General features: G+C 60.6%; 17 protein-coding genes and 1 pseudogene. 14 read left to right on the top strand and 4 right to left on the bottom strand.

The window, feature by feature from the left end; genetic code table 11:
- Window positions 1–16: 16 nt before the first annotated feature.
- Both tssJ and tagH read right to left on the bottom strand, forming a co-directional pair.
- A complete protein-coding gene (tssJ, locus tag KZH41_RS00270) occupies window positions 17–526 on the bottom strand; it encodes a type VI secretion system lipoprotein TssJ (protein WP_094948686.1) in 510 nt (169 codons plus the stop codon).
- A 56-nt stretch (window positions 527–582) separates the two neighbouring features.
- The gene (tagH, locus tag KZH41_RS00275; protein ID WP_263274193.1) at window positions 583–1941 is read right to left on the bottom strand and encodes a type VI secretion system-associated FHA domain protein TagH; all 1359 of its coding nucleotides are present in this window, start codon (window positions 1939–1941) and stop codon (window positions 583–585) included.
- A 403-nt stretch (window positions 1942–2344) separates the two neighbouring features.
- On the opposite strand from tagH, the gene tssA reads away from it, so the two are divergent.
- From tssA to KZH41_RS00345, 14 genes and pseudogenes are all read left to right on the top strand, one after another.
- On the top strand, window positions 2345–3364 hold the full coding sequence (gene tssA / locus KZH41_RS00280) for a type VI secretion system protein TssA (protein ID WP_263274194.1): 1020 nt from the start codon (window positions 2345–2347) through the stop codon (window positions 3362–3364).
- A gap of 54 nt (window positions 3365–3418) precedes the next feature.
- Window positions 3419–3925: a type VI secretion system contractile sheath small subunit gene (gene tssB / locus KZH41_RS00285; protein WP_010168268.1), complete on the top strand. Its 507-nt coding sequence runs from the start codon at window positions 3419–3421 to the stop codon at window positions 3923–3925.
- Window positions 3926–3927: 2 nt separating this feature from the next.
- The gene (tssC, locus tag KZH41_RS00290) at window positions 3928–5424 is read left to right on the top strand and encodes a type VI secretion system contractile sheath large subunit (protein WP_094953189.1); all 1497 of its coding nucleotides are present in this window, start codon (window positions 3928–3930) and stop codon (window positions 5422–5424) included.
- A gap of 149 nt (window positions 5425–5573) precedes the next feature.
- Complete coding sequence (locus KZH41_RS00295) at window positions 5574–6062, top strand: Hcp family type VI secretion system effector (protein WP_078739799.1); 489 nt, start codon at window positions 5574–5576, stop codon at window positions 6060–6062.
- 93 nt (window positions 6063–6155) lie between these two features.
- Complete coding sequence (gene tssE, locus KZH41_RS00300) at window positions 6156–6671, top strand: type VI secretion system baseplate subunit TssE (protein WP_005792513.1); 516 nt, start codon at window positions 6156–6158, stop codon at window positions 6669–6671.
- Complete coding sequence (gene tssF / locus KZH41_RS00305; RefSeq protein ID WP_094953191.1) at window positions 6668–8527, top strand: type VI secretion system baseplate subunit TssF; 1860 nt, start codon at window positions 6668–6670, stop codon at window positions 8525–8527. The genes tssE and tssF overlap by 4 nt, the downstream gene beginning before the upstream one ends.
- Complete coding sequence (gene tssG, locus KZH41_RS00310; RefSeq protein ID WP_094953193.1) at window positions 8491–9534, top strand: type VI secretion system baseplate subunit TssG; 1044 nt, start codon at window positions 8491–8493, stop codon at window positions 9532–9534. The genes tssF and tssG overlap by 37 nt, the downstream gene beginning before the upstream one ends.
- On the top strand, window positions 9527–12205 hold the full coding sequence (gene tssH, locus KZH41_RS00315; RefSeq protein WP_263274195.1) for a type VI secretion system ATPase TssH: 2679 nt from the start codon (window positions 9527–9529) through the stop codon (window positions 12203–12205). The genes tssG and tssH overlap by 8 nt, the downstream gene beginning before the upstream one ends.
- Window positions 12206–12362: 157 nt before the next feature.
- Window positions 12363–14303: a type VI secretion system Vgr family protein gene (locus KZH41_RS00320; RefSeq protein WP_094953196.1), complete on the top strand. Its 1941-nt coding sequence runs from the start codon at window positions 12363–12365 to the stop codon at window positions 14301–14303.
- Between the two features lie 15 nt (window positions 14304–14318).
- Window positions 14319–14753, top strand: a complete 435-nt coding sequence (locus KZH41_RS00325; protein WP_094953197.1) for a DcrB-related protein — start codon at window positions 14319–14321, stop codon at window positions 14751–14753.
- 12 nt (window positions 14754–14765) lie between these two features.
- A complete protein-coding gene (locus KZH41_RS00330) occupies window positions 14766–19154 on the top strand; it encodes an RHS repeat-associated core domain-containing protein (RefSeq protein WP_263274196.1) in 4389 nt (1462 codons plus the stop codon).
- A 13-nt stretch (window positions 19155–19167) separates the two neighbouring features.
- Window positions 19168–19830, top strand: a complete 663-nt coding sequence (locus KZH41_RS00335; RefSeq protein WP_083356085.1) for a hypothetical protein — start codon at window positions 19168–19170, stop codon at window positions 19828–19830.
- Between the two features lie 180 nt (window positions 19831–20010).
- Window positions 20011–21294: pseudogene (locus KZH41_RS00340) on the top strand (RHS repeat-associated core domain-containing protein); the annotation flags it as partial.
- A gap of 11 nt (window positions 21295–21305) precedes the next feature.
- Window positions 21306–21917: an imm11 family protein gene (locus KZH41_RS00345; RefSeq protein WP_094948980.1), complete on the top strand. Its 612-nt coding sequence runs from the start codon at window positions 21306–21308 to the stop codon at window positions 21915–21917.
- Window positions 21918–22024: 107 nt separating this feature from the next.
- Here KZH41_RS00345 and KZH41_RS00350 read toward each other — a convergent pair whose 3' ends face one another.
- The gene (locus tag KZH41_RS00350; protein ID WP_003213368.1) at window positions 22025–22300 is read right to left on the bottom strand and encodes an HU family DNA-binding protein; all 276 of its coding nucleotides are present in this window, start codon (window positions 22298–22300) and stop codon (window positions 22025–22027) included.
- A gap of 191 nt (window positions 22301–22491) precedes the next feature.
- The gene (locus KZH41_RS00355) at window positions 22492–23640 is read right to left on the bottom strand and encodes an NAD(P)/FAD-dependent oxidoreductase (protein ID WP_058421114.1); all 1149 of its coding nucleotides are present in this window, start codon (window positions 23638–23640) and stop codon (window positions 22492–22494) included.
- Window positions 23641–23668 lie beyond the last annotated feature (28 nt).

A 23668-nucleotide genomic window follows, 5' to 3' on the forward strand; every position in this document is an offset into this window, starting at 1 on the left:
GGGCTCCGATTGCTTGTTATTGGGCAGGGCTGGATGGGGGAACCACGACGTCGGCGCGCACGGCGCGTACATCGAGGCTGATCTGGTATTCGGTGTATTGGCGCGCCGGCACGGTGAGCACCGTGCGCCATTGCGCGCGGTCCAACTCGCGATAGCCCACCAGCAAGCCGATCTGGCGTGTGGACGGGTCGAGGTCGCGCTGGATGCTCAGTTGCTGGCCGGGTTGCACCATCACTTCGTCCTGGTCCAGCAGGTCTAGGCCGAGGGTGGATTGCGCACGATCAGCCAGCGCAAAGTAGTCGGAGCGACTGAAGGTGGCGGCGTTTTTCAGTTCGAAGATGCGCACGCGAACCGGCGCGGCCTGGCCGTTGGCGCCAGGGTTGAGCCCGGAAATCGCGTGAAAATGCAGCTCGATGGCGGCGGTGTCGGCCTCAGCTTCGGCGGCCGCCTCGGGCTTAGCGGCATCCTTGGCACACGCCGTCAGCAGCAGCGCCGTGGCGGCTGCGAGTAAAAACCTGGGAATCATCCTGCGTCCTCAATGACGTACTTAGCTATCCGTTTTATCCATTACCGCACCCCGCGTTAACGACGCTGTCGTGCGCTGTGCTCTTCGTAGGCTCGGCTGAATTCGCGGCCGAACAGGTCCTGGAAATCTTCCTGGGCCTCGCGGGAAATATTGCTATAGAGCTCGGTGAACTGCTGCCAGTACTGGGCCTGGCGTGAGCCGTTGAAAAGGCTCGACAGCCCGGCGGACTTGCCCATGCGCTCCTCCAACTGCGCCGGTTCAAAACGCGCGAGCAGGTGTTTGATCGCCGCTTCCACACCGGCCATCACCGCCAACTGGTGGGCCCGCAGGTCATCGAAACTGTCGCGCACGGCGATGTCCGGCGCCATAAACGCTTGGTTTCCATGACGAAGCAGCAGCAGTAAGGCTTCGTCGGCATTCGGTGCGAATTTCAACGGATTGTTTTCGGCTGGCTGGATCATCGTCTGCTGCATGCGGAATTCGCCCTTGAGGCTGGCGCGGGCACGCAACACGTCGATCAGGCCTTCGACCATCAGCCGATAGCTGCGGCCGATGCTTTCCATCTGTGCGCAAGCGTCGGCTTTGTCGAGGCGCAGTTGGTCGAGGCCAGCGCCGCGCAGGAAGGCTTGCAGGAGGTCGGGCTGTTGGCTGTCGGCCACGGGGAGCGCGGGCTCGACCACAGGTGGCGGCGGGATGACCGCAGCGGGTGGCGGTAGTGGCGACGATGCCGGCGGCGGTGCACTGACGACCGGTGCCGGCGTGTCGCCAAACAGATCCCAGTCTTCGGGAATCACCGAACCGGATACCACCGGTCTCTCAATCAACGGCCTCTCAACCACCGGCACGGCAACCGGCGTCGGCGGGCGGAAGTCGTGTTGCTCGGAAGGCACGTGGTCCGCCACGGTCGGTGGTGGCACGGCGGTGGGGCTGAGGAAGTCGAACAGGTCCGGCAGCGTGTCCATCGACGAGGCGCCTTGGAACTGCGGCGCGATCACCGGTGTGGCTGCTGGCGTACTGGCGACAGCGCCCATCAGCGCTTCAAAACTGTTCGGCGAATCACCGGCAAATGCCTGGCTGTCGACGGCTTGCACGTTGAAGTCGATGCGCGCCTGGATTTCGTAATCGCCGATGCGGATCAGCTCACCATCTTGCAGCGGCTCGCTGTTGCCCCTGCGCAGACGGACACCGGCATTAACCAGCTCAACACCGTTGGTGCTGTTATCGGTTAAATAATAACGGCCATCTTTGTATTGAATAACGCAGTGTTGCGAGGAAACCAGGCGCTCTGGATCAGGCAATACCCAGTCATTATCCGAGCTGCGGCCGATAGCCATCGAGCCCTGGTTCATGGACTTTTCGGGGCACTGCCCAGGGGTAATCTTGTGATAACTAGTAATAGTCAAACACAGCGACATCTTGCCTCCTTGCTGATACTTCGCGCGCAGTCGATTCCCGGGGCGACGGTTCCCCAGAGACCCCACTAGGTCGTGAAATCGACCCTCACAGCCTGCTAATGCCAGCATGATCGCTGATCTTAACCGGGCTCCATGACAAAAATCCTATTCTGGTGCACCACTCGACTCACCAGTCGCGCAGGTTGTTAAACACCGCACATCTGTCACAGAGGGCGAATAGCTTACCTTGACAAGGCCTAACTACTACACCAAAAATGCACAACTTCTTGAATACCAATGATGGCACTTTGAAATCAACTTGAATTCAAAGTTCCAGTATGTCCAAGAAAACATGCCTAGTTCATCGTGCAACTAGTGCATGCATTGCCCGCCATTTAACGGGCTGATAGGGAGATCAATTTCAGTGGATGTGCCGTTGCTGCTCACCGCCGTTTCCGCGACTTCGCCGTGTGGCGAAGACATGGAATATGACGCGGACTTTCTCCACCTGGAGCGTGCCGCCAAGGGCCAACCCGAGCGCAGCATGGGCGATTCTATCCTGCCCGCTGAACCGCCGGATTGGCACAGCATCCAGCAGCAAAGCCTCGACTTGTTGCAGCGCAGCAAAGACCTGCGCATCACCCATTTCCTGTTGCAAAGCTCCCTCGCTCTCCAAGGCGTGGCCGGGCTGGCCGATGCCCTCACGCTGATCAACGCCCTGCTGCGCGAATACTGGGCCGACCTGCACCCGCGCCTGGATGCCGACGACGATAACGACCCCACCGTACGCATCAATGCCCTGTCCGGCTTGACCAGCGACGCGACCATTCGCCTGCTGCGCGAAAGCATCCTCACGCGCTCGCGCACCTTCGGCCCCGTGAGCCTGCGCGCCGCGCTGAACGCCAGCGGCTTGATGAGTTTCCCCGACGAACAGCTCGGCTCCCAGCAACTCAACGCCGCGTTCCTCGACAGCGACCCCGAACAACTGCAAGCCACCCGCAACGCCGTGAGCGCCGCACGTGCCGCCTGCGAAGCCATCGAACAACAAGTCAGCGACCAGGTCGGTTCGGCCCAGGGCGTGGACCTCAGCCTGTTGAAGCAACCGCTCAAGCAGGCGCTGCAAGTCCTCAACCAATTCGTACCGAACAGCGACACCAGCAGCGAGCCCGAGGCCGTCAGTGACGACAATGCCCCCTCGGTTGAATACGCCGCTGCCCCCGCAGCACCACGCCCGACCGGCGACATCGCCAACCGCGATGACGTGCTGCGCAGCCTCGACAAGATCCTTGCGTACTACACCCGGCACGAGCCTTCGAGCCCGCTGCCGGTGCTGTTAAACCGGGCGAAGAATCTGGTGCATGCCGACTTTGCAGCCATCGTGCGCAATCTGATTCCCGACGGCATGTCCCAATTTGAAAACCTGCGTGGCCCGGACGGCGAGTAAGCCGCCCGGCTGTGCAGTAACAACACCGTCGCTCAAGCGACCAGGAGCAGCAACGTGGCGAAGCAAAGTTCTCAGAAATTCATCGCGCGCAACCGCGCGCCTCGAGTGCAGATCGAGTACGACGTCGAGCTTTACGGCGCCGAGAAAAAGGTCCAGCTGCCCTTCGTGATGGGCGTGATGGCCGACCTCGCCGGCAAGCCTGCCGAACCGCTCGCGCCCGTGGCCGACCGCAAGTTCCTTGAAGTGGACGTCGACAACTTCGACTCGCGCCTCAAGGCCATGCAGCCGCGCGTGGCGTTCCACGTACCGAACGAGCTGACCGGCGAAGGCAACCTGAGCCTGGACATCACCTTCGAAAGCATGGACGACTTCAGCCCGGCCGCCGTGGCGCGCAAGGTCGACTCGCTGAACAAGCTGCTCGAAGCCCGTACCCAGTTGGCCAACCTGCTGACCTACATGGACGGCAAGACCGGCGCTGAAGAAATCATCATGAAAGCGATCAAGGACCCGGCACTGCTGCAGGCCCTTGCGAGCGCGCCGAAGCCTGCTGGGGATCAATAATCATGACCGAGAATACCGCCCGCGAAGGCGCTCAGAACCTGGGCGCAACCGAGGAAACCAGCGAGTTCGCATCGCTGTTGCTGCAAGAATTCAAACCCAAGACCGAGCGTGCCCGCGAAGCCGTTGAAACCGCTGTGCGCACCCTGGCCGAACAGGCTTTGGCACAGACGGACCTGGTGTCCAATGACGCGATCAAGTCGATTGAATCGATCATCGCCGCCATCGACGCCAAGCTCACCGCCCAGGTCAACCAGATCATCCATCACCAGGATTTCCAACAGCTGGAAAGCGCCTGGCGTGGCCTGCACTACCTGGTCAACAACACCGAGAGCGATGAGCAGCTGAAGATTCGCGTGCTCAACATCGCAAAGCCCGAACTGCACAAGACCCTGAAGAAATTCAAGGGCACCGCGTGGGACCAGAGCCCGATCTTCAAGAAGATGTACGAAGAAGAATACGGCCAGTTCGGCGGTGAACCTTACGGTTGCCTCGTAGGCGACTACTACTTCGACCAGTCGCCACCCGACGTGGAACTGCTGGGCGAGCTGTCGAAAGTCTGCGCCGCCATGCACTCCCCGTTCATCGCTGCGGCGTCGCCGACCGTGATGGGCATGGGCTCGTGGCAAGAACTGTCGAACCCGCGCGACCTGACCAAGATCTTCACCACCCCGGAATACGCCGGCTGGCGCTCGCTGCGTGAATCGGAAGACTCGCGCTACATCGGCCTGACCATGCCGCGCTTCCTGGCACGCTTGCCGTATGGCGCCAAGACCGACCCGGTGGAAGCCTTCGCCTTCGAAGAAAACACCGACGGCGCCGACAGCTCCAAATACACCTGGGCCAACGCCGCGTACGCGATGGCGGTGAACATCAACCGTTCGTTCAAACACTACGGCTGGTGCTCGCGCATCCGTGGCGTGGAGTCCGGCGGTGAAGTGGAAAACCTGCCCGCCCATACGTTCCCGACCGATGACGGTGGCGTGGACATGAAGTGCCCGACCGAAATCGCCATCAGTGACCGCCGCGAAGCGGAACTGGCGAAGAACGGTTTCATGCCGCTGCTGCACAAGAAAAACACTGACTTCGCTGCTTTCATCGGCGCCCAGTCGTTGCAGAAACCGGCCGAATACGACGACCCGGACGCCACCGCCAACGCCAACTTGGCCGCGCGCCTGCCGTACCTGTTCGCCACCTGCCGTTTCGCCCACTACTTGAAGTGCATCGTGCGCGACAAGATCGGTTCCTTCAAAGAGAAGGACGAGATGCAGCGCTGGTTGCAGGACTGGATCCTCAACTACGTCGACGGCGACCCGGCGCACTCCACCGAAACCACCAAGGCCCAGCACCCATTGGCTGCCGCTGAAGTGATCGTGGAAGACGTCGAAGGCAACCCGGGTTACTACAACTCCAAGTTCTACCTGCGCCCGCACTATCAGCTCGAAGGGCTGACCGTGTCGCTGCGCCTGGTATCGAAGCTGCCTTCGGCGAAAAGCGCGTAACTCGCTCGTTCCCACGCTCTGCGTGGGAATGCCGCCCGGGGCGCTCCGCGTCCCAGTGACGCAGAGCGTCACAGGATGCGTTACCACGCAGAGCGTGGGAACGATCAGCGTTAATAAATTCTGTGGCTGAGACCACACAGGGAGAAAACATGGCTGTTGATATTTTCATCAAGATCGGCGACATCAAGGGCGAGTCCATGGACAAAGCCCACAAGGACGAAATCGACGTGCTGAACTGGAGCTGGGGCATGGCCCAGTCCGGCAACATGCATGTTGGCGGTGGCGGCGGCGCAGGCAAGGTGAATATCCAGGACCTGTCGCTGACCAAGTACGTCGACAAAGCCTCGCCGAACCTGATGATGCACTGCGCCAGCGGTAAGCACATCGACAAGGTCAAGCTGACCGTGCGCAAGGCCGGGGGCGAAAGCCAGGTCGAGTACATGATAATTAACCTGGAAGAAGTACTGGTCACGTCCCTGAGCACCGGCGGCTCGGGCACTGATGATCGCCTGACTGAAAACGTCACCCTGAACTTCGCCCAAGTGATGGTCGACTACCAGCCGCAGAAAGCCGACGGCACCAAAGACGGCGGCGCGATCAAGTTTGGCTGGAACATCCGTTCCAACACCAAGCGCTGATAGCCCTGGCGGCCGTGGCTCCCCGCCACGGCCACTGGCATATGCCCCGCGCAAAAACCGTCCCTCTCACAACCCGTCCGTGGAGCTGCTTTGGTGGTAACTGAAATCGCTTCCCGCGACCGTCTGCAACCGTCCCTGCTGGACCGGTTGACTGACGACGACCCGACCAATCCCAAGGAAAGCGCCGACAAACGCGTGCTGTCCCTGACCCAATTGAAAGCCTCGGTTCTGCGCGACCTGGCGTGGCTGCTCAACACCACGTCGTTGCTGGATGCCGATGCCACGCTGCACACCCCGGCCGGTACTTCGGTGGTCAATTACGGCCTACCGGCACTCGCGGGCAACAGCGTCTCCAGTGTCGACATCAAGGCCCTGGAAGCCCTGATTTACCAGGCGATCGCCACGTTTGAGCCACGTATTTTGCGCCACACCCTGCGCGTCAAAGCCCGCGTCGGCCATGGCGAGATGAACCACAACGCCCTGAGTTTCGAGATCGAAGGCGACCTGTGGGCGCAGCCGGTGCCGCTGCGCCTGTTGCTGCAAACCGACCTCGACCTGGAATCCGGCCATGTGCGCGTAGTGAATGCCGACCAGCGGAGGCGCCCATGAACCCGCGCCTGCTGGAGCTGTACAACCAGGAACTGCACCACGTGCGCGAAAGCGCCGCCGAGTTCGCCAAGGAATACCCGAAGATCGCCAGTCGGCTGACCCTGTCCGGTATGGACTGCGCCGACCCGTACGTCGAACGCCTGCTCGAAGGTTTTGCCTACCTCACCGCCCGCGTGCAACTCAAGCTCGACGCCGAGTACCCGACCTTCACCCACAACCTGCTGGAAATCGCTTACCCGCACTACCTGGCGCCCACGCCATCGATGACCGTGGTGCAATTGCAGACCGACCCCGACGAAGGCTCCCTGGCCAGCGGCTTTCCGCTGCCGCGCGACACCGTCTTGCGTGCCGCGCTGGGCCGCGAAACCCAGACCTGCTGCGAGTACCGCACCGCACACCCGGTGACGTTGTGGCCGTTGCAGGTCAGCGGCGCCGAGTACTTCGGCAACCCCGCCGCCGTGCTCGGCCGCCTGGCCGCCAGCGAGCCGAAAGCCAAGGCCGGCTTGCGCCTGACCCTGCGCACCGGCGCCGAATTGCCGTTCAACAGCCTCAACCTCGACAGCCTGCCGCTGTACCTCAGCGGCGCGGATGAACAGCCGTTCCGCCTCTACGAACAACTGCTGGGCAATGCCTGCGCGGTGTTTGCGCGCAAGCCCGGCGGTGATTGGGTCGAGCGCCTGCCGCAAGACGCCCTGCGTTCCAAGGGCTTTGACGACGCCGACGCGGCTATGCCGGTGGTGGCCCGCGCGTTCCAGGGCTATCGGCTGTTGCAGGAATACTTCGCCCTGCCCCACCGCTTCCTGTTCGTCGAATTTGCCGAGCTGAGCCGCGCAGTCAAACGTTGCGACGGCCAGGAGCTGGAGCTGATCGTGCTGTTCGACCGCCACGAGCCGAGCCTGGAAGGCAGTGTCGGCGCGGCGCAGTTCATGCCGTTCTGCACCCCGGCGATCAACCTGTTCCCCAAACGCGTGGACCGTATTCATTTGTCCGACCGCGTCAACGAACACCATGTGATCGCCGACCGCACGCGGCCGATGGATTTTGAGATTCACTCGCTAAGCGGCATCGCCGGCCATGGCACCGGGCCGGAGCAGCCGTTCCTGCCGTTCTATGCGGTGCGCGACCCGTCACGCTATGGGCGCGATCAGGCTTACTACACGCTGCGCCGCGAGCCCCGCGTGTTGTCCAGCGACCAGCGCCGCAATGGCCCGCGCTCCACTTATGTGGGCAGCGAAACCTTTGTCAGCCTGGTCGACAGCCAGCAAGCGCCGTACCGCCACGACCTGCGCCAACTCGGCGTGACGGCGCTGTGCACCAACCGCGATTTGCCGCTGTTCATGAGCGTAGGCAGCGGCAAGACCGACTTCACCTTGGCCGACAGCGCGCCGGTGTTGTCGGTGCGCTGCGTCGCCGGGCCGAGCCGCCCGCGCGCCAGCCACGCCCACGATGCCAAGGCTTGGCGCCTGATCAGCCAGTTGTCGCTCAACTACCTGTCGCTGAGCGAACAAGGCCAGGGCGCCGGCGCCTTGCGCGAACTGTTGCGCCTGTATGGCGACAGCAACGACGCGGCGCTGCAATTGCAGATCGAAGGCCTGCGCGAAGTCAGCAGTAAAGCCGTGACCCGTCGCCTGCCGATGCCCGGCCCGATTGTGTTTGGCCGTGGCCTGGAAATCACCCTGGAATTCGATGAAAACGCGTTTCGCGGCACCGGCGTGTTTCTGCTCGGTGCGGTGCTGGAGCGCTTCCTGGCACGCTACGTGTCGATCAACAGTTTTACCGAGACGGTGATCCGTACCACCGAACGCGGCGAGATCATGCGATGGAAAGCCAAGCCCGGGCGTCGTCCGACCCTGTGAACACACTGGATGCGATGCATCAGCAGCCCTGGGAATACGATTTCTTCCAGGCGCTGCGCCGTATCGAGTGCGAAGCGCCGCAGCTGCCGCGCCTGGGCCATTCCCTGCGCCTGGCAGATGACCCGCTGCGCCTGGGGCAACAGGCGGATTGCACCTTCGCCCCGGCCACGTTGGCCTCGGTCGACCCCGGCAGCGACGGCAAACCCGCGCGGCTGGAGCAGTTCTTCTTCGGCCTAGGCGGCCCCAACGGCCCGTTGCCGCTGCACATCACCGAGTACGTGCGCGAGCGTCAGCGCAACAACGCCGACAGCACCAGCAAACAGTTTTTGGATGTGTTCCACCACCGCCTGCTCAGCCTTTTTTACCGGGCCTGGGCCGAAGCGCGGCCGACGGTCAGCCACGATCGCCCGGATGACGATTATTGGTCGGCGCGCCTCGCCGCCCTGAGCGGCCGGGGCATGCCGAGCCTGCTCAACCAGGGGCTGATTCCCGACACGGCGAAGCTGCATTACAGCGGCCACCTGTCGGCGCAAACCCGTTACCCGGACGGCCTGAAGGCGATTCTCGGCGAGTACTTCGGCCTGCCGGTGGAAATCGAAGAATACGTCGGCCAATGGCTGGAGTTGCCCGAGCGCAGCCGCGTGAGTGTCAGCGCCAACCAACTGGGCGTGGACTTTTGCCTGGGCAGCCACGTGTGGGATCGCCAGCATAAATTCCGCATCCGCTTAGGCCCGCTCAAGCTGGATGACTACATGGGCATGCTGCCCGGCAGCCAGCCGTTCAACGAGCTGGTGGCGTGGGTGGCCGAGTACCTGGGCCATGAATTGGACTGGGACTTGAACCTGGTTTTGCAACAACCCGAAGTACCGGCGCTGCAGCTCAATGGCCAGTTCCGCCTGGGCTTCAACACCTGGCTCGGCCAACCCGAGCATGACGCCAACGACCTAATCCTGGCTCGGCATTACGCCGACCACGCCACCACCTCAAGGAATCCAGAGCATGGGTGAAATCAGTCGCGCCGCACTGTTCGGCAAACTCAACAGCGTGGCCTACAAGGCCATCGAAGCCGCCACCGTGTTCTGCAAGTTGCGGGGCAACCCGTACGTGGAACTGGCCCACTGGTTTCACCAATTGCTGCAACTGCAGGACTCGGACCTGCACCGCATCATTCGCCAGTTCAACGTGGAGCCGGCGCGCCTGGCCCGTGACTTGACCGAGGCCCTGGACCGCCTGCCGCGTGGTTCGACGTCGATCACCGACCTGTCGTCCCATGTGGAAGAAGCCGTGGAGCGCGGCTGGGTCTACGGCAGCCTGATGTTTGGCGAAAGCCAGGTGCGCACAGGCTACCTGGTGCTGGGCATTCTGAAGACGCCGAGCCTGCGCCATGCGTTGCTGGGTTTGTCTGCCGAATTCGACAAGATCAAGGCCGAAGCCCTGAGCGAACGCTTTGACGAATACGTCGGCGACTCGCCCGAGAATGCGTTGAGTGCCAGTGACGGCTTCAACGCCGGTGCCGTGCCCGGCGAAGCCAGCGGCGCGATGGCGCCGAGCGCGATGGGCAAGCAGGAAGCGCTCAAGCGCTTTACCGTGGACCTGACCGAACAGGCGCGCAGCGGCAAACTCGACCCCATCGTCGGCCGTGATGAAGAAATTCGCCAACTGGTGGATATCCTCATGCGTCGTCGTCAGAACAACCCGATCCTCACCGGTGAAGCCGGTGTGGGCAAGACTGCCGTGGTTGAAGGTTTCGCCCTGCGCATCGTCGCCGGTGACGTGCCGCCCGCGCTCAAAGACGTGGAGCTGCGCAGCCTCGACGTGGGCCTGCTGCAAGCTGGCGCCAGCATGAAAGGCGAGTTTGAGCAGCGCCTGCGTCAGGTCATCGAAGACGTCCAAGCCTCGCCCAAGCCGATCATCCTGTTTATCGACGAAGCCCACACGCTGGTGGGTGCCGGTGGCGCCGCCGGGACGGGCGATGCGGCCAACCTGCTCAAGCCAGCCTTGGCGCGCGGTACGTTGCGCACCGTGGCTGCCACGACGTGGGCCGAGTACAAAAAACACATCGAAAAAGACCCGGCCCTGACCCGCCGCTTCCAAGTCGTGCAGGTGGCGGAGCCGTCGGAAGACAAGGCGCTGTTGATGATGCGAGGCGTGGCGTCGACCATGGAAAAACACCATCAGGTGCAGATCCTCGATGAAGCCCTGGAAGCCTCGGTGAAGCTGTCGCACCGTTACATTCCGGCGCGCCAGCTGCCGGATAAATCCGTGAGCCTGCTGGACACCGCCTGCGCCCGCGTCGCCATCAGCCTGCACGCAGTGCCGGCCGAAGTGGACGACAGCCGCCGTCGCATCGAAGCGCTGGAAACCGAACTGCAAATCATCGCCCGCGAGCATGCCATCGGCATCGCCATCGGCGCACGCCAGACCAATAGCGAAGCTTTGCTGAGTGCCGAGCGTGAACGCCTGGCAACCCTGGAAAGCCGTTGGGCCGAAGAAAAAACACTGGTAGACGAGCTGCTCGCCACCCGCGCGACCTTACGCGAGAAAGCCGGTGTTGTGGACAGCGATGCGGGTGGCAACGAGAGCGACGAATTGCGCGCGCAACTGGTCGACCTGCAAGAACGCCTCACCACCTTGCAAGGCGAAACCCCGCTGATCCTGCCGACCGTGGATTACCAGGCGGTGGCCTCGGTGGTCGCCGACTGGACCGGCATCCCAGTGGGCCGCATGGCGCGCAACGAACTGGAGACCGTGCTCAACCTCGACCAGCACCTGAAAAAACGCATCATCGGCCAGGATCATGCCCTGCAGATGATCGCCAAGCGTATTCAGACCTCCCGCGCCGGGCTCGACAACCCGAGCAAGCCGATTGGCGTGTTCATGCTGGCCGGCACATCGGGTGTGGGCAAGACCGAAACCGCGCTGGCGCTGGCCGAGGCCATGTACGGCGGTGAGCAGAACGTGATCACCATCAACATGAGCGAGTTCCAGGAAGCCCACACCGTGTCGACCCTCAAGGGCGCGCCACCGGGCTATATCGGCTACGGCGAAGGCGGCGTGCTGACCGAAGCGGTACGGCGTAAACCCTACAGCGTGGTGCTGCTGGACGAGGTGGAAAAAGCCCACCCGGACGTGCATGAAATCTTCTTCCAAGTATTCGATAAGGGCGTGATGGAGGACGGCGAAGGCCGGGTGATCGACTTCAAAAACACCCTGATCCTGCTGACCACCAACGCCGGTACTGAGCTGATTTCCCAGGTCTGCAAAGACCCGGCGAATATCCCTGAGCCGGAAGAAATCGCCAAGGCACTGCGCCAACCACTGCTGGAGATTTTCCCACCGGCGCTGCTCGGCCGTTTGGTCACGATTCCTTACTACCCGCTCAGCGATGAGATGCTCAAAGCGATTACCCGCCTGCAGCTCAACCGCATCAAAAAGCGCGTGGAAACTACGCACAAAGTTGCCTTCGACTACGACGACGCGGTGGTCGACCTGATCGTCTCGCGCTGCACCGAAACCGAAAGCGGCGGCCGCATGATCGACACCATCCTCACCAACAGCCTGCTGCCAGACATGAGCCGTGAGTTCCTCACGCGCATGCTCGAAGGTAAGGCGCTGGCGGGTGTGCGTATCAGCAGCCGGGATAATGAATTGCACTACGACTTCAGCGACGCCGAATAACGACTGTTGGAATACGGTCAATGTGGGAGCTGGCTTGCCTGCGATAGCGATCTGACATTCAGTATTGATGTTGATTGATCCACCGCCATCGCAGGCAAGCCAGCTCCCACATTTGGATTCGGTTTCTTCAGTTATTAAGTCATTTACGAGACGCCCGATGCTATTCAACCAAGCCTCACGCCTGGCCAAGATCACCAGCCCTCTGGGGCCGGATGTGCTGTTGCTCAATGAAATGGGCGGCGGTGAAGAGCTGGGCAGGTTGTTCAACTATGAGCTGCAACTGACCTCGCTGGACGCCAACATCGACCTCAACCAGTTGCTCGGCAAGCCGATGAGCGTCGGCGTGCAGTTGGCGGACGGTAGCGAGCGGCACTTCCACGGCATCGTCGCGCGGTGCAGTCAGAACATCGACCAGGGCCAGTTCGCCAGTTACCAGGTGACCTTGAGGCCGTGGTTCTGGTTGCTCAGCCGCACCTCGGACTGCCGGATTTTCCAGAACCTGAGCATCCCGCAGATCATCAAGCAAGTGTTCCGCGACCTGGGCTTTTCCGATTTCGAAGACGCCCTCAGCCGGCCGTACCGCGAGTGGGAATACTGCGTGCAGTACCGCGAAACCAGCTTCGATTTCGTCAGCCGCTTGATGGAACAGGAAGGCATCTACTACTTCTTCCGCCATGAACAGGACCGCCATGTGCTGGTGCTGGCCGACGCCTACGGCGCCCACACCACGGTGCCGGGCTACGCGTCGATTCCGTACTACCCCAAGGACGAGCAGCAGCGCGAACGCGACCATATGCACAACTGGCACCTGGCGCACGAAGTACAGCCGGGCTCGCTGGAGCTCAATGACTACGACTTCCAACGCCCCAGCGCCAGTATCGACGTACGCTCGGCAATGCCGCGCCCGCACACCGCCGGCGACTACCCGCTGTACGACTACCCCGGCACGTATGTTCAAAGTGAAGACGGCGAACACTACGCACGCACCCGCATCGAAGCCCTGCAAACCCTGCATGAGCAGATCGAGTTCAGCGGCAACGCCCGTGGCCTCGGCTCCGGCCACTTGTTCAGCCTTACCGGCTTCAGCCGCCAGGACCAGAACCGCGAATACCTGATCGTCGGCTGTCGCTACTACATCGTCCAGGAAAGCCTGGAAAGTGGCGGCGGCTCGGGCTCGGCGCAGTTCGAAAGCAGCCTGACCTGCATCGACGCCCAGCAAAGCTTCCGCCCACTGGCGAATACACACCGGCCCATCGTCAAAGGCCCGCAAACCGCCTTGGTGGTCGGCCCCAAAGGCGAAGAAATCTGGACCGACCAGTATGGCCGCGTGAAGGTGCACTTCTATTGGGACCGCCACGACCAATCCAACGAAAACAGCTCGTGCTGGATTCGCGTGTCGCAATCCTGGGCCGGGAAGAACTGGGGCTCGATGCAGATTCCGCGTATCGGCCAGGAAGTGATTGTGAGCTTCCTTGAGGGCGATCCCGACCGGCCGATCATCACCGGCCGGGTGTACAACGCCGAGCAGACCGTGCCCTACGACCTGCCGGAAAACGCCACCCAGAGCGGGATGAAAAGCCGTTCGAGCAAGGGCGGCACGCCGGCCAACTTCAATGAAATCCGCATGGAGGACAAGAAGGGGCTGGAGCAGTTGTATATCCATGCCGAGAGGAATCAGGACATCGTGGTGGAGGTGGATGAAAGCCACTCCGTCGGGCATGACCGCAATAAGAGTATTGGGCATAACGAGACGGTGACGATTGGGAATAACCGTGTGCGCATCGTCAAGCACGAAGACATCCTTTCTGTGGGCCAGAGGAAAACCGACAGCGTCAGCCAGAGCTACGTGATTGAAGTGGGCGAAAACCTGCGCCTGGTCTGCGGTAAAAGCATTCTGGAGTTGAACGCCAGCGGGCAGATCAACCTGAGCGGCGTCAATATCAGCTTCCACGCCAGCGGCGATGCCGAATTCAATACCGGCGGCGTCCTGCACCTGAACAACGGCGGCGGCCCCGGCGCAACGCCCGATGGCCAGGGCATGAAAACCAGCATCGACGCCAACATCAAAGCCGCATTCCCCACGCCTAAAAGCTCCTGACGAGACCTGCTTGCCATGACGTACCGAATCAACGAATTCCAGTTTCAACTGCCTGAGGGCGAGCTGCAGGACGCGTCGATCAATATCCTAAAGTTCCCCGAACTTGGCACGTCCTTGATCATCAGCCGTAGCTTCCTCAGCGAAGGCGAAACCCTGCACAGCAACTTCGACGACCAGCTCAAGCGCCTGGAAAAGCAGGTGCAGGATTTACGCTGCCAGCCGAGCGTTACCGTGCGTTTGGGCGCCGCCCAAGAGGTGGAAGGGATTGAGCTGCGCAGCCAGTTCAACAAGGGCAACGACAAAGTGTTCCAGTACCAGTTGGCCCTGGTGTTGCCAGGTACGCGCAAGATGCTCGCCTTGAGTTATGTGAAGGCGGACAAGCTTGGGGATGCTGAGGCGGGGCATTGGGCGATGATTAAGAACTCGCTGTCGTTCGACGCTATTTCTTGATGAGCTGCCTACATGTCTGACGCGTTATGGGCGGCCCGGATGGGCGATGCGCTTTCCCACACTTCGATGATGGCGGACATCCTCGGTGGTGTGCTGGAAGTGGCGGCCAATATTGCGATCACTGCCGTGGCAACGGCTGCCGTGGTCGCGGCCACCGGCATTACCGTGGCCACCGGCGGCCTCGGCTGCTTCCTACTGGGCGCGGTGGTTGGCACGATTGTCGGCCTCGCCATGAGCAAGAGCGGAGCGGACAAAGGGCTGACCAAGATATGCGACGGCTTCAGCAACGCCCTGTTTCCGCCCACGGTGCAAGCGAACATTCTCACCGGTTCCACCAATACGCTCACCAACAACATCCCCGCCGCCCGTGCCGCCGGGGCGATCAGCTCCCATGTCACGCCGGCTGGCACCGAGCTGGAAGCGCCTAAGCCTGAACCGGAACCCAGTTACCTGGATATGGCCGAGGGTTTCTTCTCGCAAATGTGGCGCCCCACCGTCGCGACGCCCGCGCCGGGCGCCGTGCCTAAACCGCTGGACCTGGTCGTGTGCATGAAGCACCCGCCGATGCCGCCGCAGTTTCTCGCAGAAGGTTCGGAAAAGGTCACGGTCAATGGCCAACCGGCGGTGCGCAGCGGTGACCGCAGTACGTGCGATGCAACAGTGGTGTCGTCGGGGCTGATTTCCTCCAACGTGACCATCGGCGGCGGCTCGGTGGTGGTGCGTGAGATTCGCAGCGGCAAAACGCCGGGTGTTGGGTTGGCGGTCACGGCGTTGTTGATGCTCAAGGGTGGCAAGGGAAAATTTTTCAGCAAGCTTCCGTGCATGTTGGTCAGCGGTGCCACCTCAATGGCCATCAGCAGTGCCATGGGGGCTGCGGCCAATGCCGCGATGGGTTCGTCGAACCCGGTACATGCTGCGACGGGCGCGAAGATACTCGGCGATGTCGAGGAACTGGATTTCGTGCTGCCCGGCATCTTCCCAATTGACTGGCAACGCTTCTACAACAGCCGCGACGAACGCCAAGGCAGCTTGTTTGGCGCCGGGTGGAGCGTGCCCTACGAAGTGTGCGTCGACGTACTGCCCCACCCCGAAGGCGGCGATACGCTTGTCTACACCGATGAACAGGGCCGGCCTATCGACATGGGCTCGATTGCCTTGGGCGCCGCAGTGTTCAGCGCCGGTGAAGGGCTGGCGGTGCGGCGACACCTCAATGGGCAGTTGCTGATCGAAAGCGATGACGGCGTTTACCGCCTGTTTGAGCCTGCACCAGCAAACCCGTCGCGATTGCGCCTGAGCCAGCTCGGTGATCGCAATGACAACCGCATCCATCTCGACTACGACGATGCCGGATGCCTGGTTCGTCTGCGCGATACGTTTGATCTGGTGCAGGTTGAGCTGATCCGTGATCAAGGCCATCTGACCCACATCGAACGCTTGTACCCGGATCAACGCCGTGAAGTGCTGGTCAGCTATGGCTATGATGCTGCGGGCAACCTGGCGCAGGTACGCGACGCAACCGGCCAAGTACAACGGCGTTTTTCCTATGATTCCGGGCGCCGTATGGTCGAGCACCAGCTGCCGACAGGATTGCGCTGCTTCTATGACTGGGCGTTGATTGAGGGCCTGGAATGGCGCGTGGTGCGGCACTGGACCGATGAAGGCGACACCTACCAATTCGACTATGACCTGCAAGCCGGCACCACACGCATCACCGATGGCTTGCAGCGCGTCAGCATCCGCCACTGGAACACTCAGCACCAGATCACTCAGTACAGCGACAACCTCGGCCAAACCTGGCTGTTCGAATGGAACGATGAGCGCCAATTACTCAGCGCCACCGATCCGCAGGGCGGGCGTTATGCCTACAGCTACGACGAGAGCGGCAACCTGATCGGCGAGACCGACCCGCTGGGGCGCAGCGATTCCACCTTGTGGCTGGAACACTGGGCGCTGCCGCTGGTGGAAACCGACGCTGCCGACAACAGCTGGCAGTATCGCTATGACCCGCGCGGTAACTGCGTCGCCGAGACCGATCCGCTGGGCTATATCACCCGTTACCGCTATGACGCGCACGGCCAGCCAGTAGAAATCATCGACGCCACTGGCAAAAGCAAAAAACTGCGCTGGAACCCGTTTGGGCAGTTGGTCGAGCATATCGACTGCTCGGGCTACCCGACGCGTTTCAGCTACGACGAGCGGGGCTATTTGCAGGTCATCACCGATGCCCTGGGTGAACGCACGCAGTTCAGCTATGACGCCCAGGGGCGTTTGCTCAGCAGCCAATTACCGGATGGCCGCACCGAGCAATACCAGCGCGATGCCAGTGGGCAGTTGGTGGGCTACACCGATCCCGCCGGGCATACCACACTCTATCAACACAACCGGCGAGGCCAGGTACGCCAGCGCACCGACGCCCATGGTCGGCAGGTGCAGTTCGGCTACGACAGCTACGGGCGACTGCAAGCGCTGGTCAATGAGAACGGTGAAAGCTATCGGTTTGCGTGGGACGCCGGGGATCGGCTGACTGAGCAGCAAGACCTCGATGGCAGCGCCAAGCGCTACGACTACGACTTGCTCGACAACATCACGGCGGTGACGGCCGTTCCAGCGCCTTACGGCAATGGCCTGGCGGTGATGCCCGAGACGCCACCGGCGCCTATCGTCCACCGACTGGAACGCGATGCAGTCGGCCGACTGGTCGCCAAAACCACCGACGATGGCCGCACCGACTACAGCTACGATGCAGTCGATCAGCTCAAAGCCGTCACCTTCACCGACTTGCAGGGCAACGCCCAAGCCTTGGCTTTCGCCTACGACGCTGTCGGCCAGTTGCTTGCCGAACAGAGTGCTGGCGGCAACCTGCAACACCACTACGACGAACTCGGCAACCTGATCCAGACCCAACTGCCGGACGGCCGCTGGCTCAACCGCCTGTACTACGGCAGCGGCCACCTGCACCAGATCAACCTCGACGGCCAGGTTATCAGCGACTTCGAGCGCGACCGTCTGCACCGCGAAGTGCTGCGCACCCAAGGCCAACTCAGCACCCGCAGCGAATACGACCGCAGCGGCCGCCTGCGCTCTCGCCAACGCCGCCTTAACAGCCAGCCCTCGTTGATGCCCGCCGCGACGCAAAAGCAGTTCGAATACGACCCCGCCGACAACCTGATCGGCAAACTCGACCAGCAACCCGCTGCGCAACATCGCCAGTTGCTGCACTACGACTCCACCGGCCGCATCATCGCAAGCCAAGACAGCCTGCACGGCCAGCGCGAAACCTTCGCCTACGACGCCGCCGCCAACCTGCTGGACAGCCCCCAGGCAGGCGCCGGGTTGGTGGTGCATAACAAGCTGCTGACGTATCAGGACAAGCGTTATCGCTACGATGCGTTTGGACGGATGATCGAGAAGCGAAGCGCCAAGCGCGGTGTGCAGCGGTTTGCGTATGACGCGGAAAACCGGTTGGTTGAAGTGCGCAGCCAGAAAGATGGACGGGAGACAGTCGTGAAAATGACTTATGACCCGCTCGGCCGCCGCACCGCCAAAACTGAACATGACAGCCAAGGTTACCCCTTAGGCGAAAGCCGTTTTGACTGGGAAGGTATGCGTCTGCTGCAGGAACATCGGCATAGCCAGACCAGCCTCTACATCTATGAAGAAGATAGCTATGCGCCGCTGGCGCGTGTGGATGGGGCGAACAAGCATCAAAGTGTGCGCTATTACCATAACGATCTGAATGGGTTGCCGGAGCAATTGACCGAAACTGACGGGGTAACCGTGTGGCAGGCGCGGTATCAGGTTTGGGGGAATACAGTTCAAGAGGTGCGTGAAGCGTACTTTATCGAAGAGCAGAATTTACGGTTTCAGGGGCAGTACCTGGACCGGGAGATTGGGCTGCACTACAACACGTTTCGGTTTTATGATCCGGATGTGGGACGGTTTACGACGCCAGACCCAATTGGGTTGGCGGGTGGCGATAACCTCTACCAATACGCCCCTAATACGTCCGGATGGATTGACCCGCTGGGCCTGCTCAAAGAAGGCGAGGTTGCTGGTTATGGCGCCAAGGCCCATAAGAATGACGGGCTGGAAGCACACGAAATTGTCCGCAATAAATTCCTAGAAGAAAAAGGTATAGCCAAGGGGCGGCGCTACAAGGGCAACCCATCCATCGCGCTGTCGCCCGAGCATCATGACATGGTGCATGCCGAGGAAAATCGTTTGCGGCGCGCTCGAGGGATGGGGCCCAATCAGATGCTCAAACGTGGGAAGCTGGAGATTCGTATCATGTCCCAAGCCATACACAACTCGCTGGTCAAAACCGGCATCATCACACAACAGCAGGCCAGAACGGCGAGGCGGTCTGCCACGTCATTTGCCAAACGAAAAGGTTGTTTCTAAAGGATCAAGGGCTATGGGCATCAATCAAATCATTCTCTCAGAGCAAGACCATAACCTTGGGCAAATTGGCGGAGGAGCTTGGCTGACAGACCTTGCTCTGTGGCCTAAGGACCCGAAAACCGGTCAACTGATGCTACCGGTGATGATGATGACCCCAGCGTTCCTGGGCGTCTCATTTATTCCCGCCGGAATGGCGCTGACAGTGTTCGTTTGCGTTGAGCGAAATGACGAAACCTACACACGGTCTTCGGTACGTCAGCTGACCGTCCATCAACAAAGCGAGATGGAGAAGCTTAAACTTGGCCATAGCTGCGTTCTGCTTCACACGCTGGCAACCTTTGAACTCACACCCACCACGTTGGTTGACCCGATTCCGCGGACGTACATTGCCCAGCAGCCGCTGACTCCCGAACAAATGGAAGAAGAATTGGAGGACTTGGAGTGTGGCGCGGGTATTAGCAAGGTTTTAGGGCGCCCGGCGTGGTTGCAAGACCCTTTGTATGAAAGCCCTCGTTACTATTTTTTAGCTCAGCTAATCGACGCTGACATCGCAAAAATAAGCCCTAGCCACGAAGGAATATTCGGTGGAGGTATCGGCTATATTTTTGCCGATAATCGAGCGAAAAAGATGAAGGAAGGAGATATGGGTGGTTACTTCCTCGTTCAATTCACTTGAGGATGAGTGAGACAGATTGATTTGAATTAACCAGCTAAGTAAATCCGGCCCTTATCCGAGACGCCACCCGCGTCCATCATCCACCGGAGGGAACGCGATGCGGTCGATCAGTTCATGGCCGTCACCTTCACGTACCCTGGGTTTCGCCTGCGCACCCAGCGCCACCTCAGCACCCGCAGCGAATATGACCCCGCCGACAACCTGATCGGCAAACTCGACCAGCAACCCGCTGCGCAACATCGCCAGTTGCTGCACTACGACTCCACCGGCCGCATCATCGCAAGCCAAGACAGCCTGCACGGCCAGCGCGAAACCTTCGCCTACGACGCCGCCGCCAACCTGCTGGACAGCCCCCAGGCAGGCGCCGGGTTGGTGGTGCATAACAAGCTGCTGACGTATCAGGACAAGCGTTATCGCTACGATGCGTTTGGACGGATGATCGAGAAGCGAAGCGCCAAGCGCGGTGTGCAGCGGTTTGCGTATGACGCGGAAAACCGGTTGGTTGAAGTGCGCAATGAAAACGGCAGCGTGGTCAGGATGGTCTACGACCCGCTGGGACGGCGGATTGAAAAAGCCGAGCATGGCAGTGATGGTTATCCATTGGGCGAAACCCGGTTCATGTGGGATGGACTGCGGTTATTGCAGGAGCATAAACACAGTCAGACCAGCCTTTACGTCTATGAAGATGAAGGCTACCAACCCCTGGCCCGCGTCGACGGTGCCGGGCCGCTGCAAAAAATTCGTTACTACCACAACGACCTGAACGGCTTGCCGGAGCAGCTGACCGAAACCGACGGGCACAGCGTTTGGCAGGCGACTTATCGGGTGTGGGGCAACACGCTGGAGGAAGTGCGCGAGCCTTATTACATTGAGGAGCAGAACCTACGGTTTCAGGGGCAGTACCTGGACCGGGAGACGGGGCTGCATTTCAATACGTTCAGGTTTTATGATCCGGATGTCGGGCGGTTTACGACGCCGGATCCGATTGGGTTGGCAGGTGGGATCAATCTTTATCTTTATGCAGCAAACCCATACGGTTGGATTGACCCATTGGGTTGGAGTTGTACGTCATCTATAAATCGACGTATTGGTCGCCTGAAAAAACAGGGATATCAGGACCACCACATACTGAGCGACAAACATGCCAGTACAAAAAATCATCCTCTGCTCAAATTGGCAGGGTTCGATTTACAAAGCCGGCAGAACAAAATATTCCTGCCCAATAAGACCACGGCGTTGACTGATGGGCGTCGATCCATCCACCAAGGACGCCATGCAGGTAGAGTCAACGACAGTCTGGCCGAAAAAATGACACAAGTGCAAACAGTCGGTGATCGGAACAAATGGAACCAAGCTCAGTACCGCAAAGCCTTGGATAAAATCGTGTCTGATGAACGCAGATTACTCCGCTCCGGCGAAAGGCAATTGAATAAAAATGCTCGACCGGGCGCTTACTACGATTAGGAGATCCAGAAATGATCTTGAGCTGGAAAGCCCCTACCTATTACAGCGAAAAATTAATTGGCTCATACGACGCCGAAAGCGGCTCTTATGAAACCGCAGGCTCAAATTTCAAATATTTGTCGCTTCGGGCGGGCAAGCCCTATCCGCCAGACATGGACAAACCCAGGATTTTTTTCCCATGCAACAAAAAGAAATTACTTACTTACGACTGCTTATGGCTATTGGGTGGTGTTCCACTTTTGAGTAGTCGATTAGCGGACTTCCTCATACAGCATGCAAATCAAGATATTGAGCTTTTGACACCCGCAAGCATCATTGCCGGAGGTGAAGATGTTAACGAAGCGTATTACGTGATGAACGCAGTGCAAGCGATAAGCGCGGTTGATCACAGCAAGTCGGTTGCGGAGCGCGCAGACGACGGATCAATACTTTATTTCACAAAAACCTGGTTCCAAGACAGCCCGACAGGAATGCGCGCAATCGCACGCGAATGTGATTCGGGAGACCTATTGATTTCTCAAGAGCTGGCTGACGCTATGATCGAAAGAAAATTCAAAGGCGACAAAGGGCTAGGTTTCTATAACGCTGAGCGATCATTCACCCCCTATAAAAACCAAGCGTGAAAGGCACTGGTTAAAAGCGCCAATCAGCCCCCACAAAAAATGGGCACCCGACCCAGTCGGCGTGCCCATTTTTTCCCCATCCCGCCTCCCTTCAGACGGTACCGCTCTTACGGGTTGACGCTGTCTTTAAGCGACTTGCCCGGCTTAAACGCAACGGTGTTGCTCGCCTTGATCTTCACCGGCTCACCGGTCTGCGGGTTTTTGCCGGTGCGGGCGCCGCGGTGGCGTTGCAGGAAGGTGCCGAAGCCCACCAGGGTGACGCTGTCCTTGCGGTGCAGGGCGCCGGTGATTTCTTCGAGAACGGCGTTGAGGACGCGGTTGGCCTGTTCTTTGGTGAGGTCTGCTTTTTCAGCGATGGCGGCTGCGAGTTCTGGTTTACGCATAAGTGAAGCCTCTTTGACGGTTTTTTGTTGTTATGTCCGTGCTGCTCTCTTATGGAGCAGCGCCCAAGGCGCCGCAGGCTCTACTCTGCGGCAGACGGGAGTGAGGATGGCATGCCCTCGCACGCTCCGCCAGTCTCGAGGCGACCTTTCTACGGGTAAGAACGTGCTGATTCCGACAGAACGACCGGTATTTACGCCAGTAACGGCGGAAGTTCTTTGTTCAAAGCCAGTTTTTCCATCACGGCGCTGCCGGTCAGCGCGTAGCCGAGCAGGCGGCCGCTGGCGTCGCGGCACAAGGCCTTGATGTCGGCGCCCTGCCCTTCGACGCTCCACACGCCTTCGGTACCGCGTGGCGGCGGGGAAACCACCAGTGGGCAGATCGGGGTTTTCACAGTGATCGGCATCGGTCCGTAGCTCACCGCCGTGGCGTTGCCTGCCAGGGTTTGGGCCAGGGCGCGGGCGCAGCTCATCAGCGGCATCACGTACAGCAGGTTCAGGCCATCGACCTCGGCGCAGTCGCCGAGGGCGTAGATGTTGGCGTGGGAGGTCTTGAGGTGACGGTCCACCATGATCCCACGGTTGATCTGCAGGCCGGCGGCGGCGGCGAGGTCCACGCGCGGGCGCAGGCCGATGGCCGAGACGACCAGGTCGCAGTGGATCACTTCACCGTCCGACAGGTGCGCTTCCAGGCCATCAGCCGTGCGCTGCAGGCGGTTGAGCACCGGGCCCAGGTGGAAACGCGCGCCGAGGCCTTCCAGCCCGGCTTGCACGGCTGCGGCCGCTGCCGGGTGCAGCAGGGTCGGCATGACTTGCTCGCACGGGGCCACCAAGTCGATTTCATAGCCACCGAGGATCAGGTCGTTGGCGAATTCACAGCCGATAAGACCGGCGCCGAGCAGCAGCACGCGGCGTTTGCCGGCGGCGGCGGCACGAAAGCGCGCGTAGTCTTCGAGGTCGTTGATCGGGAAAATCAGCTCAGCCGCGTCGCCTTCGACCGGGACACGCACGGTTTCTGCGCCCCAGGCCAGGATCAGGTCGCGGTAGGCCACGGCTTCCTCGCCGATCCACAGGCGTTTGTGGCCCGGGTCGATGCCGCTGATGCGCGTGTGGGTGCGCACCTCGGCCTTGAGTTGCTCGGCCATGGCGCCCGGTTCAGCCATGCTCAAGCCATCGGCTTCCTTGTTCTTGCCAAAGCCGGTGGAGAGCATGGGCTTGGAGTAGGAGCGCCCGTCATCCGCGGTGATCAGCAGCAACGGGGTCTCGCTGTCGAGCTTGCGAAACTCCCGGGCCACGTTGTAACCGGCCAACCCTGTGCCGATGATCACGACAGGTGCGTTCATTCCTTTCTCCTTGTAGTACGTTTCTTAA

The organism is Pseudomonas sp. YeP6b, assembly GCF_025642995.1.
GTDB lineage: Bacteria > Pseudomonadota > Gammaproteobacteria > Pseudomonadales > Pseudomonadaceae > Aquipseudomonas.